11 protein-coding genes are annotated in these 12,863 nt (G+C 39.4%); 5 read left to right on the forward strand and 6 right to left on the reverse strand.

Annotated features, from left to right (window positions below):
- Positions 1-358 precede the first annotated feature (358 nt).
- From H6G79_RS18800 to H6G79_RS18810, 3 genes are all read left to right on the forward strand, one after another.
- Positions 359-1,135 carry a hypothetical protein gene (locus H6G79_RS18800; RefSeq protein ID WP_190592720.1) on the forward strand — a complete coding sequence of 259 codons (777 nt, stop codon included), beginning with the start codon at positions 359-361 and terminating at the stop codon, positions 1,133-1,135.
- Positions 1,136-1,243: 108 nt separating this feature from the next.
- A complete protein-coding gene (locus H6G79_RS18805; RefSeq protein ID WP_190592719.1) occupies positions 1,244-1,966 on the forward strand; it encodes a peptidylprolyl isomerase in 723 nt (240 codons plus the stop codon).
- A gap of 209 nt (positions 1,967-2,175) precedes the next feature.
- Positions 2,176-3,564 carry a CHAT domain-containing protein gene (locus H6G79_RS18810; protein WP_190592718.1) on the forward strand — a complete coding sequence of 463 codons (1,389 nt, stop codon included), beginning with the start codon at positions 2,176-2,178 and terminating at the stop codon, positions 3,562-3,564.
- A gap of 50 nt (positions 3,565-3,614) precedes the next feature.
- On the opposite strand, the gene H6G79_RS18815 is transcribed toward H6G79_RS18810, so the two are convergent.
- Positions 3,615-5,339: an ABC transporter ATP-binding protein gene (locus H6G79_RS18815; RefSeq protein ID WP_190592717.1), complete on the reverse strand. Its 1,725-nt coding sequence runs from the start codon at positions 5,337-5,339 to the stop codon at positions 3,615-3,617.
- Positions 5,340-5,932: 593 nt separating this feature from the next.
- Here H6G79_RS18815 and psaK point away from each other — a divergent pair.
- Positions 5,933-6,193, forward strand: a complete 261-nt coding sequence (gene psaK / locus H6G79_RS18820; protein WP_190592716.1) for a photosystem I reaction center subunit PsaK — start codon at positions 5,933-5,935, stop codon at positions 6,191-6,193.
- A gap of 229 nt (positions 6,194-6,422) precedes the next feature.
- Here psaK and H6G79_RS18825 read toward each other — a convergent pair whose 3' ends face one another.
- The 5 genes from H6G79_RS18825 to H6G79_RS18840 form a co-directional block, all read right to left on the reverse strand.
- On the reverse strand, positions 6,423-6,695 hold the full coding sequence (locus tag H6G79_RS18825; RefSeq protein WP_190592715.1) for a cupin domain-containing protein: 273 nt from the start codon (positions 6,693-6,695) through the stop codon (positions 6,423-6,425).
- Between the two features lie 22 nt (positions 6,696-6,717).
- The gene (locus H6G79_RS18830; RefSeq protein ID WP_190592714.1) at positions 6,718-7,083 is read right to left on the reverse strand and encodes a Mo-dependent nitrogenase C-terminal domain-containing protein; all 366 of its coding nucleotides are present in this window, start codon (positions 7,081-7,083) and stop codon (positions 6,718-6,720) included.
- Between the two features lie 704 nt (positions 7,084-7,787).
- Positions 7,788-7,922 (reverse strand): hypothetical protein, encoded by a 135-nt coding sequence (locus H6G79_RS37370; RefSeq protein WP_277877274.1) that lies wholly within the window; start codon positions 7,920-7,922, stop codon positions 7,788-7,790.
- Positions 7,923-8,192: 270 nt separating this feature from the next.
- Complete coding sequence (locus H6G79_RS37750; RefSeq protein WP_199331661.1) at positions 8,193-8,330, reverse strand: ChaB family protein; 138 nt, start codon at positions 8,328-8,330, stop codon at positions 8,193-8,195.
- Positions 8,331-8,363: 33 nt separating this feature from the next.
- Positions 8,364-8,816, reverse strand: a complete 453-nt coding sequence (locus H6G79_RS18840; RefSeq protein WP_190592713.1) for a pyridoxamine 5'-phosphate oxidase family protein — start codon at positions 8,814-8,816, stop codon at positions 8,364-8,366.
- Between the two features lie 836 nt (positions 8,817-9,652).
- Between H6G79_RS18840 and H6G79_RS18845 the strand changes: the two genes are divergently transcribed.
- Complete coding sequence (locus H6G79_RS18845) at positions 9,653-12,679, forward strand: cation-translocating P-type ATPase (RefSeq protein ID WP_190592712.1); 3,027 nt, start codon at positions 9,653-9,655, stop codon at positions 12,677-12,679.
- Positions 12,680-12,863 lie beyond the last annotated feature (184 nt).

A 12,863-nucleotide genomic window follows, 5' to 3' on the forward strand; every position in this document is an offset into this window, starting at 1 on the left:
CTAAATTTTAGAAGCCGAATTTTTGCTTAGTCGTGACAAATCTCTCTAAAGTTATTTTTACAGCTAGGATGAAATTCCTGTGTACTAACTTTATTGTTATCGCTTTAGATACTCAATACTGGTACTAAAGCATGGTATACACTACCTGTAATTTAAATTAATTGAAAATTTCCCTTGATAGCTATTACGGACATTGGCCCTGTAAAGGTTCGGATATCACCAGTATCGTTTTACAACGGCAAATTGATGGGAAACTCCAGTTTATAACACTCAAACCTCTTGGGGAGCCTTGATATGACAGTTGAGTTATACCAGGAAGTAGCATGATTGTTGGTAGAGCAATGAGCTAGATTTGTCTATGCAAAGTGTGAATCTTGCAAAAAAGCGAGGGTTTGGTTTAACTGGTGGTTTATGGAACCATTTTGGTATAGTTCTGGTAGAAGCGCCAATTGACGTTGTTAGTTCGGCTTTGTGTAGTTACTTTAATGCTGAGTGTGACACCGATATTTCTCCAATACCATTTAATGAACGAGGCAAACATCGGCTACTTTGGCAATATATTGGACATAACTGGACAATATGGTGGGCTTTCGCATCGGAAGAGATAGCGTTTGCTCTTTCACTCCTGCTTGAAACTAAAACGATAATTCTTTCTTATCAAGGAACAAGCGGTTGGAGTGAGTTCAAGATGTTTCAACACGATAAATTAGTTGAATACTATCTTTTTGGATTTGATGATTCTGGCGATGGGAATCGTGGTGAGCGATTTTTTGGGATGGGATACTTAGATTTGGAAATTGTTCAGGAATGTATCAATCCTAAAAGCTCTTTTCCAGCCTGTTATAGACATCTGTTTAAAAGTTCAACGAGATTGGTGACTGAACAAGAAATGCGAATGTCTTTGGAAGTGATGGAGAAGGCGACAGTGGAGGAGTATGGATTTTTAGATGCAACTCTCCGGTATTATGGAGCTTACATTCCAGACCTGAGTGAGACACCACACCTTTACGATGACTCAACTTCAGATTTCCATCCAACTCGTTTAGATTTTGAAAGAATTGATGCTGTAGTTTTACCTCAAGAGGCATTTTATTGGCGGAATATGCTTCCTGTACCCAGCCGTGTAATAGCATAACAATTCAAATACAGTGGAAGTTTTAAAGTTGATGATGTTGATTGAAAAATTACTAGCTAGATATGTAACAATAATTGCTGGCTGAGACGATCGCAGTTGGGATAAAAAATGACAGAAGCTCTCCAAATTGGCAACCGTACAATCCAGGCTACTGAGCTAGTTCCCTTACTGGCAAGTTACCAAATGTTGCCACAGCTAATTCGGGAATTAATTATCGATGAAGCGATCGCATCTGTAGAATGTACATCAGAAGAAATTACTCGCGCTCAACAGCAGTTTTACCTAGAACGACAGTTAAAAACTGATGCAGACATTAAAGCCTGGATGGCTTATCACGGTATAACAGTCAATCAACTTGAATCAGTCACAATTCGGAAACTGAAAATCGAGAAATTCAAAATTGCTACTTGGGGTAACAAACTCGAATCATACTTCTTTCAAAACAAAGCCAAGTTAGATAAAGTCATTTATTCCCTACTACGTACTCAAGATATCGGACTTGTCCAAGAACTCTACTTTCGCCTCCAAGCCAAAGAACAGTCATTTGCAGAACTAGCCAAAGAATACTCCCAAGGCCCAGAAGCCCAAACTGGCGGACTAGTCGGCCCAGTTGAACTACAAGCAATTCATCCCGGAATGGTACAGTTGCTATCTAGCAGTCAACCCGGTCAAGTTTTACCTCCCGCCAGAATAACCGAATGGGTTGTGATTTTGCGCCTAGAAAAACTCATCCCAGCCCAACTCGATGAGCAGATGAAAGCAAGATTATTGAATGAACTGTTTGAAGCTTGGCTACAAGAACAGCAAAAGCAAATCCAATCTAATTCTTAATCAACACCTAGAAATTTAGGTTATGATTTGAACATAAGAGTGCAGATATCATAAATAAGTTGTGAAGCAGAGAGACACAAAAGACAAGGAGGACAAGGGAGACAAGGTAGAGAAATAGTTGTAAATCATTTAAGATTTCTGCATAACACAACTTTGACTTATTTCTCTTAATCCAGTCAGAATTATTAATAATATTTTTTCATAAAAAAATGAACAAGCTTAGGCTAAACTTATTAGCTCTTTCAACCCTCAGTTTATTCATAATTGGGCTGGACTTGCTAAAGTTTAGCCAAGCAGAAATCCAAGCCGTTCCGCCAATAGAAAAACAAATTAAACTTCCCGTATCTCGGTTGCAGCCGGATATTATTAAAAAATTACTAGACAGGGAAGATATTAACTCGGCTGTTATCCATATTGAAAGGGGTTGGAAGCAGCAATATGATGAATATATGCAGGTAAAATTACCTTCAAATCAGGTTATTGAAGTCAACAAAATCAGTCAAACTCTCAAGAATATTAATCAAAAAGTTGGGAAAAAAAGTGCCTTAATATATGCAGTACCAACTGCTGACCAACTCGATTTAATCTTGGTATTACCGGATAAACCACCAATTCACAAACGTATCCCCGAAGCTAAAAAAGAAGTATTGACTAACTTAGTTACAAAATTCCGTAATGATCTTACTAATCCCAGTTCTTCGCGCAAGCGGTATCTAGCTTCCGGTAAGAAAATATATGACTTCCTAATTACTCCTTTGGCATCTGAATTACAAACACAAGGTATTAATAATCTTATATTTTGTTTAGGAGGTGGCTTACGGACTGTTCCTTTAGCGGCGATTTCTGATGGTAAAACATTTTTAATTGAAAAGTATAGTTTAACGATTATTCCGGCTTTTAGTCTGCTCGATTTTCAACTAACCAATATTACAAAAACCCAGGTTTTAGCAATGGGAGCATCAAAATTTCAAAACCTAGAACCTTTACCTGCTGTTCCCTTAGAATTATCTAATATTGTTAACAATAACTGGAAGGGTAAGTCTTTATTAAACCAAGACTTCACTCTCAAAAACTTGAAAAAAGAACGTGCGAAATATCCTTTTGGAATAGTACATTTTGCTACCCATGCTGAATTTGCTCAGGGTTCTGTGGATAAATCTTATATCCAGTTTTGGGATAAAAAAATTCGCTTAGATGAACTGAAAACTCTCGGACTCAATAACCCTCCAGTGCAGTTATTAGTATTGAGTGCTTGTCGTACGGCGTTGGGTGATCCTCAAGCTGAACTGGGGTTTGCTGGGTTAGCTGTACAGTCAGGCGCAAAAGCCGCTTTAGCAAGTCTTTGGGAGGTGAGTGATGGCGGAACATTGGCTTTGATGCTGCAATTTTACGGAAAACTAAAAACTAATCCAGTTAAGTCAGAAGCCCTACGACAAGCTCAAATTGATATGCTCAAAGAGCGTGTTAGTTTGGAAGATAATCCCCGCATTCGTGGTGCTGCTTCTTCAGAGTTACATGAGTTGAGTGAGCTTGATGAGGATGAATTATCTCATCCTTATTATTGGGCTGGATTTACATTAATTGGTAATCCTTGGTAGTATGGCGACTGGCTGGCGATCGCACTTCACAGGTATTTTCTCATTAACCACTAACTAAATTGCTGGGCATAAAATCTAGCATAGCGACCTTCCAGCCTTAATAATTCCTCATGATTCCCTGATTCCATAATTTGCCCTTTTTCTAAAACCAAAATCCGATCGCACCGCCTCACTGTACTCAAACGATGGGCAATAATAAATACTGTGCGGTTTTGCATTAATCGTTCTAAGGCTTCTTGTACCAACGCTTCTGATTCAGAATCTAATGCAGATGTCGCCTCATCTAATATTAATATCTGTGGGTCGAGCAGTACAGCCCGCGCGATCGCGATTCTTTGTCTTTGTCCACCGGATAAATTTACCCCCCGTTCCCCTACCCAAGTTTGATAACCTTCTGGTAACTGGGTAATAAATTGATGGGCGTTAGCAATTTTCGCGGCTGCTATCACCGCATCCATATCAAAATTATCTTGTCCAAAGGCAATATTTTGGGCGATAGTCCCCGAAAACATCACCGTTTCTTGGGGAACAATGCCAATTTGTCGCCGCAAACTATGTAATCTGACATCCCGAATATCAATATCATCAATCAAAACTTGCCCAGCATCAGGATCATAAAAGCGGGGGAGGAGATTCACAAAGGTGGTTTTTCCCGCACCAGAAGCACCCACTAGGGCGATCGCTTCTCCAGGTAATGCTAGTAAACTAATATCTTGCAGGACTGGTTCACCAGGTTTGTAAGCAAAGGAAATGTGGCGATATTCTACTTTACCTTTGACTGGGGGCAGAGCGATCGCAATTGTTTTTTCTATTACCCTTGGTTGAATTGCCATTAATTCAAACACTCGGTCTACCGATGCTTCCCCTTGCTTAAACTCATTATAATTTGTTGTGGTGTGTCCTATGGGGTCAATTAACAATGCCGCCGCAGCCAGGTAACTGAAAAAATCCCCCACTGTTAAATTACGCTGATAAATTTGCCATGCTCCCACCATTAGCAAAGATAAAGCACTCAAAGCTTCTAAAAAACCGATGATGGGAATTTGAATGGCTTTGAGGCGTTCGGCGGAATATTTGGCTTTTAAAGAACGTTCAGCTTCATAACCAAAACGAGCGATTTCATAATTTTCGGCTGCAAATGCTTGAACAAGACGAATCCCACTAAAAACTTCTGTCAAAATTGCTGATAAACCCGACACGCGATTTTGACTTTTGAGGGAATATATACGCAATTTTTCCCCAAACCAGCCAATTAACACCCCCATTAATGGTGCAATCACAATTGTGGCGAGTGTGAGTTGCCAATTCAAATAAATCATATATATCGGTATGGCAATCAATTGCAACGCACAGGGAATAAAATCGTGTAGCAATTTATTGACAACTTCCCCAACCCTGTCAATATCTTCTGTGAGGCGGTAAGCTAAATCACCTGTTTTGGCTGTTTCAAAATAGCTTAAATCTAATTTTTGTAAATGACTATATACTTGCTTGCGGAGACCATAAGCCACTCTTAAAGCCACTTTAGCCATGTAGATATCTTGCACAGACTGAAAAAAGCCACGCACCAGAAACACCAAAGCACAAATCCCGGCTAGTTGGGCGATCGCTACTACATTACCTTGTCCAAAAGGTGCGGCTAATTTACCTGCAAGATTAATTAACGTCAGTGTCGCCAGCACATATCCGATAATGCCGATCAAGCCTTTGATAATATTTGCCCATTGAGGTTTGATATATGGCTGTAGTTGCCAGTAATTAGAACGGTTCTTCAAGCTATGACTTCCAGAATGTGATTTTACTCTATTTGACGCTATCAACTTTTGTGTAGTTGCAATTCACCTCATTTTAAAAGCGATCGCCGCTTTTAACATAGCTTGACTGTGGCGATCGCTAAAAAAAGAGAGTTATTATCTGGCTACAAGTAAATTCTGTAGTAAAAATTCTAACTACCATTATTAAAATAAATAGCATCACATTTAAAGAGAGACTATGGGACTAATATTTGATTTGGGAAAAAAATCAGTACACTCATATCAGCCGTCTTTCCTACTCCCTACTCCCCATTCCCTACTCCCTGCCTACACAATTAGATTCAGGAATTAAACCGTATTCCTATATAAATTCTACAGGATGAGACAAAAGGCAGTTCCAATTAAACAAAGTTTACAATTAAAGATAAAAGTAGCGTAAACTACTCCTGACTCCCACTATTAAACTATCAGTAGCCACAGCCAGATAGTTGTTTATATTAAGGATTGAAAATAACTGTTAAATATTGCTGCAAAACGGGGAATTTTCTTGAATAATCTTCCTAGATTTCCCGATGATATTTTCTAATCATTCACACATTCAGGAGCAAAATCTAGTGCTGACTTCCACTTTACTGGCTGCTGCCACTGCCCCTCTACAATGGAGTCCCGCGATCGGCCTTATCATGATTGTTGCTAACATCATCGCCATCGCCTTTGGCAAATCTAGCATTCAGCATTACAGTTCCGAGCCAGCTTTACCCGAAGCAAAATTCTTTGGTGGTTTTGGTTTACCTGCATTACTAGCCACTACAGCCTTTGGTCACATTTTAGGCGTAGGCATCATCTTAGGATTGCATTATCTGGGTAGATTCTAAACTCTATAGCTCAGTTTGCCTTTAGTTCCGTATTGTTTTGTCTCAACGCTATTGAGCTAGAAATTAGTATTTCTGGCTCTTTCGTATCTGCAAGAATGCGGGAGGATTTATCTCACGCAGAGGCGCAGAGGACGCAGAGATGTAGTGAGAGAATATATCACTCAGCACTCACACTTCGGCTACTTCGGCTGCGCTCAGTACAAGTGCGCTCAGTGTACAGCACCGTATATTAAGAAAAGTAATAATGCTTTCTTACGTTGCTGATAATTTCCCAAGTACAGGACATACCAGCCGGAAAAGTTACCAAATCTCCTTTACCCATCTGCACTGCTTGTCCGCCATCCGGCGTAACAATGACATCACCTGTCAAAAAATAGCACGTCTCTTCAGTATCGTAAGTCCAGGGAAATTGAGATACTTCTTTTTCCCAAATCTCCCATGTGAACACACCCAAATTGTTTAGATATTCTTGACTGGGTTGATGTTCAATTTTAATTGCCATATTTTGTGTTCTCAGTTTGCGTTTAACAGTATGACTGAATATCTTCGCCACACTGATCTACTAAATAACACAAAGCCCGAAAACGCAAGCCAACAAATTGGTCATAAAGGGGGTTCAGTTTGCACATAGGGGGAATGTGGGCTATGGTACGACCGAACAACACAATATCACGCTCAAAAGGACATTGGGCTGGAATCAATTTTGCAATAAAGTGTGCTAGTTCTCGATTTTGAATTTCGAGTTCATCTAACCATTGACGTAATGGTTTTAGAACATCATAACGAGATTTACCTAAGAAATTTTGGCTGGCTAAATTTGTGGTATGCTCAAAAGTCTCAGCTTGAATGAAAGCAGGAAGAATAATAGATAAGTTAGTAGTTTTAGGCATAATCGTTAGTAATTGTTTCTGAGGTTGATATACTAGTAGGCTGCACATTTAAGTCTATCCACGCAATTTATTCCAGTAAGATATGTGGCGCTTGCAGACATAAGTTGCTGTAAGCACAAAATGCTTATTTGGTTTACAAAATGCGGGGAAACGTTGACTTAATTGATATTTAAACTCACCGTATGGTGGAGAACTGTCCCGTTAAATACAAAATAACAAAGAAAAGATAAAAGTGGGATTTTTTTAACTTATTGATTGCTGATACCGGAAATAGCAATTTCATATATTCAGTTTAGATGATACGTACAGAAACTGTATAGTATCCGTAGATTGAATTTGGTGAGCTAAAACGCAGTAATATTCTGACTTTAGCTAGACTTATCAGGAATGAGCTTTTTAGGCTAAATGATTGTAGGATATGGAGTATCAAATAAATTGTTATATACGCTACATAAGTCCCCCCAATCTTATTTAATTAGTTACTTAAAATCCTTTGATAAGTAAAGACTAATAATGTTGCGTAGGTAACCAAACAGAACATCAGGGACGTAAAGTACAGCATATTTCTAATTTTTGAATGCTGAAGAACTGCCGGATTTACAATCAATATAAATACTCACCGAATAAAATCTTTATGCTATCTTCACACAATCTTCAAATAATTTGCTTGAGTTTTGTGTAATTAAAACTAATACCGTTTCACTTTAAAAATGAGACAAATAAACAAGCAGCGCCTTAACTCTACTCGGCGATCGCAAGCAGAGGAAGTGATTTATATCAGTAATTTCGTGAATTGGTATAAGATTCAACTCTGCTTCTATACCAATCCATGAATTCATGCCTGTTACCAATACTGTAATGCCGCTTCAAATTGACTATCAAATATTAGTCCCATAATGTAATTTTTCACCTAAGAAATAACCTGGGAATATGACAAACTTTCAGCTATTCATCTTGAATAATCAAGAGTTTGACTGTGATTTGCTTATATCCCCAGGACGGAAGTTTACTACTACTGCCAGTAAGAAAAATATCTTTATATTAGTTGTGTTAGCGTCTAACTAAAGAAATAGGTTTTTTGCAGTTAATTGGCTCAATAGTAGAATTGATCACACATTAGTTATTTGGCTTTTGTGCCACTGCCCATCTTCGCCTTTTTCGTAATCGCGCTTTACTGCACTCCAAGCAACTTTAAAAGCACTTTTCTGATATGTGAACAGCCAAGACAAGGAGGACAGGGTAGACAAGATAGAGAGATATTTGTAAATTATTTAGGATTGCTATAGGGAAGAAAAATTGATGGTTTGGGGATGATAACTTGAACTACTATCCCAATAATCGGCTTGTTTAATATTGACTTGGAGTAATGCTAAATCTGGCTGATCTAAGCCTTGAGAAAACCAAGTTTCTAATTCTGGTTTCCATAATTCTGCCATTTTTTGGCGGTCTTTGAGGAGTTGTGCTGTACCAGAAATGGAAACGTAAAGCTGCTGTTCACAGGAAGAAAAACTCACATTTACCTGCTGATTATGTTCAATTTCACTGACTCTATGGGAGTTGGAACTAGTAAAAAACCAGATTCTTCCTTCTAAATCTATTTCTTTGATTGAGTACATAGGGCAACTGTGCAAGCTACCATCATCATTGACTGTGGTCAACATTCCAGAGTCAATGTTTTGGATTAATTCTTGCAGTTGTTGAATTTGGCGATCGCTGTTTGTGGAAATTGTCATAACCTTAGATGTTTCTGTTAACTGTTGGGATATTTTTCTGATTACAGCCAATATTAAATTCTGGCGCAATCTATTTTTTATTCTTAACATTTACCTTAATTTATAGCTTGAGTCTAAAGACATAATTTTGCTGTATATACTAATGGATTACCGACTTATTAGATAAGTCAGGGATCTGAATTGTGCAAATATAATTAATACTTGAGATATAAATTTAAAATTTTCTCTGTGACTTTCGGATGATGGAAACAGTTGAGAGTTTGACTACGCTTTTATAGCAGTCTTAGTTGATGGTCAATCAGCGATCGCTAAAGATTTGTTAAATAACGCGATGTGCAACTTATTCTTGAAACCCCTCTCCAAACCTCTCCCCGAAGCGGAGAGAGGCTTTGAATCTTGCTCCCCTTCCCTTGTAGGGAAGGGGTTGGGGGTTAGGTTTGAGAGAAAGTTGCACACGGCGTTAAATATAGTCTCAGATTTTAATACCGATGTTTATAAAATAACTAACTGTGCGGCTGATTTACGGTTAATAGTACACTCAGATCAGGCTTCTTTCCTACTCCCGACTCCCCATTCCCTATTCCCTAACTACACAAATAAATTCAGAAATCAAACCGGATTCCTATAGTTTCATAAAACTTAACGATGCTGAGAAATCAAAATCAATCAACATAAATAAAAATTAATCTATTTTGCCTACTTCATTAAGTTATAGGCTTTGAAAGGCTTAACATTTCTATTAACAGAAATAGAGTCACATATCCTATAATTTTGCTAATGGAGATATATATAAAAATTGCAGTTTTGCAAGAGCAAGCACGGGGGCAAAAATTGCAGTGATTCAAGCAGTACATACCAAAGTTAAAGGCAGAGCTAGATATAAAGTAGAAGAACTTCACAATTCAGCAGAACTCAAAGATTATCTGGAGCGATCGCTGTTAAATTATCCAGAAATCAAGTTTGTGAATGCTAATCCTTTAACTAGCAAAGTTTTAGTCTATTTTCATCAAGAAAAAAGCTATAAAGATATAGCAATTATTATCGAAAGTGTTTTATTCACTTATCCAGGTAAGAATAAGTTAATTCCCACCAAGAAAAAAGAGAAAAACTTAAAAACTCACAAACCAACTGTTAATAATCTTCAAAAACAAAATCAAGCAGACTGGTATTTAATCCCGTCCGATAAAGTTGTTCACAAATTAAATACCTCACCAACATGGGGATTATCCAGTGAATTAGCCAGTGCCAATCTGCATAAATATGGTGCTAATGTCCTGGCGCAAACAGAAACTCGCTCTGATTTAAGCATTATTGTTGAGCAATTTCAATCTCTACCGGTGGCATTACTCGGTGTGGCGGCGGGAGTATCAATATTCACGGGTGGAGTGATTGACGCGGCGGTAATTTTAGGTGTAGTAATTCTCAATGCTGCTATTGGTTACACCACCGAAAGTCAATCAGAAAAAATCATTCATTCCCTAAAAAATCGAGACCAACCATCAACATGGGTAATTAGAGACGGTAAACCGCAAGAAATCCCTACAGAAAATGTTGTTTTAGGGGATGTTTTAACCCTTAAACCGGGCAGTTATATAGCCGCAGATGCGCGATTAATTGCCGCAGATAATCTGAGTATTGATGAATCTGCCTTAACAGGTGAAAGTCTGCCTGTAACGAAAACAGATGATTTACTTATAGGTGAGGATATCCCATTAGGCGATCGCTTGAACATGGCCTATAAAGGCACTTTTGTTACAGGTGGTCAAGGACTGGCGGTGGTTGTCGCCACGGGACAGAATACCGAAATGGGACATATTCAGCAACTTGTAGGCGAAGCCACCGCAATGGAAACACCCCTGGCCAAACAACTAGACCAAGTAGGTAGCCAGTTGGTATTAATCAGTATGGGTATTTGCGGTGTCGTCTTTGGTTTGGGCGTGTGGCGGGGATATGGTTTAGTACAGATGTTGAAATCATCCATATCTTTAGCTGTGGCGGCGGTTCCCGAAGGCTTACCCACCGTGGCGACTACCACCCTCGCCCTTGGTATTCGTGATATGCGCCGCAACCGCGTCCTTGTACGTAGCCTGAGTGCAGTTGAAGCTTTGGGTTCAGTTCAAACAATTTGTATGGATAAAACCGGCACATTGACAGAAAACAAAATGTCAGTTGTCGAAATTCAAAGCAATACCCACAACATTAAAGTTACGGACGGGGAATTTATCACCGGAGAAAAAACCATCAACCCCTACAGTAATGATGAACTATTAAAACTAATTCATGTCTCAGTTCTTTGCAACGAAAGCCAAGTCAGCCGCACGGGAAATGGTCAATATGAAGTCATCGGTTCCGCTACAGAAAACGCCCTGATTTATATGGGTATTAGTTCTGGGGTAGATATTATTGACCTCAAACAAAAATATCCCCTAGTGCAAACCAACTTGCGGTCAGAAAATCGCAACCTGATGAGTACAATTCACGAGACTGATGATGGTAATAAATTTGTCGCCGTCAAAGGTAGCCCCGCCGAAGTGGTGGAACTTTGCCAAACATGGGTAAAACATGGGCAAATAGTAGAATTAACCCCAGCAGATAAAAGAGCGATCGCTATAGAAAATGATCGCATGGCCGGGAAAGCATTACGCGTTTTAGGGATAGCCTATAACCACATTAACGATTCGCCAACCAACAATAACCATGAAACAGACTTGATTTGGTTAGGTTTAGTTGGGATGGCTGACCCCATTAGGAAAGGTGCAAAAGAACTAATTCACGACTTCCATCAAGCCGGAATTGCTACCGTGATGATTACCGGCGACCAAAGCCCCACAGCTTATGCGATCGCCAAAGAATTAGAATTAAGTCAAGAACAACAATTAGAAATTCTTGACTCTAGCAACCTAAATAACCTCACACCCGAAGCCTTAACCGCCCTCAGCGACAAAGTAGATGTCTTCGCCCGCATCAGTCCCAGCAATAAACTGCAAATAGTCCAAGCCTTGCAAGCCGCCGGGAAAGTCGTCGCCATGACAGGTGATGGAATTAACGACGCACCCGCCTTAAAAGCCGCCCAAGTTGGTGTAGCTATGGGTAAAGGTGGTACAGATGTCGCCAGAGAAGTTGCAGATATTGTTTTAGAAGACGACCGACTCGAAACCATGATTGTCGCCGTCAGTCGCGGACGTACAATATATAACAACATCCGCAAATCTGTACATTTCCTCCTCGCCACCAACCTCAGCGAAATCATGGTAATGACAGTAGCCACCGCCGCAGGTATTGGCGAACCCTTAAATGCAATTCAACTACTCTGGCTAAACTTAGTAACCGACATCTTCCCCGGCTTATCCTTAGCAATGGAAGCCCCAGAACCAGACGTTTTGAGTCAGCCACCCCGCAACCCCGACGAACCAATCATTAAAAAATCCGATTTTGGGCGAATTGTCTTTGAGTCTGCTGGTTTATCTATGAGTACCTTACTCGCTTACGCCTACGCCATTCGCAGATATGGTTTTAGCCCCCAAGCCAGTACCATTGCCTTTTTCACCCTAACCTCAAGCCAATTGCTGCATACATTTAGCTGTCGTTCTGAACACCACAGCCTATTTAGTAAAGAAAAACTCCCACGGAATGGCTATTTAAATGCTGCCCTTATCGGTTCCTTTGCTATTCAAATTTTAGCGATCGCCCTACCACCATTGCGAAACCTTTTAAAGATTACCCCAATTAACTTTGTCGATACTGCCGTCATTATTGGTAGTGCATTGTGGCCTTTATTGTTAAGTGAATCAACAAAAAATATTCAGCCAAATATCAATGGTGTCCCACCATTACTTATGCCAGATAATAATCCACAACGCTAGAGTTTTGTTAACTGGAAAAAACGAACCGCAAAGGACGCAAAGTTCGCAAAGTAAAGAGGAAAAGCAGAGGAATAGCATTGCTTTAACTCAGAAGGTAAATTGGATAAATTACTAATTTCAAGTATGAAGACTAATATTACTTAATCTTCTTCCTTTGTGTCCTTTGCGGTTCGTTAAAAAAAAT

Origin of the sequence: Anabaena sp. FACHB-83, assembly GCF_014697485.1 — a bacterium.
Taxonomy (GTDB): domain Bacteria; phylum Cyanobacteriota; class Cyanobacteriia; order Cyanobacteriales; family Nostocaceae; genus Nostoc_B.

Excerpts from the sequence above, each read along its gene's own strand:
- H6G79_RS18800 (WP_190592720.1), top strand. The coding sequence starts at position 359 with ATGCAAAGTGTGAATCTTGCAAAAAAGCGAGGGTTTGGTTTAACTGGT.
- H6G79_RS18805 (WP_190592719.1), top strand. The coding sequence starts at position 1,244 with ATGACAGAAGCTCTCCAAATTGGCAACCGTACAATCCAGGCTACTGAG.
- H6G79_RS18810 (WP_190592718.1), top strand. The coding sequence starts at position 2,176 with ATGAACAAGCTTAGGCTAAACTTATTAGCTCTTTCAACCCTCAGTTTA.
- H6G79_RS37370 (WP_277877274.1), bottom strand. The coding sequence starts at position 7,922 with ATGAATTCATGGATTGGTATAGAAGCAGAGTTGAATCTTATACCAATT.
- H6G79_RS18840 (WP_190592713.1), bottom strand. The coding sequence starts at position 8,816 with ATGACAATTTCCACAAACAGCGATCGCCAAATTCAACAACTGCAAGAA.
- H6G79_RS18825 (WP_190592715.1), bottom strand. The coding sequence starts at position 6,695 with ATGGCAATTAAAATTGAACATCAACCCAGTCAAGAATATCTAAACAAT.
- H6G79_RS18830 (WP_190592714.1), bottom strand. The coding sequence starts at position 7,083 with ATGCCTAAAACTACTAACTTATCTATTATTCTTCCTGCTTTCATTCAA.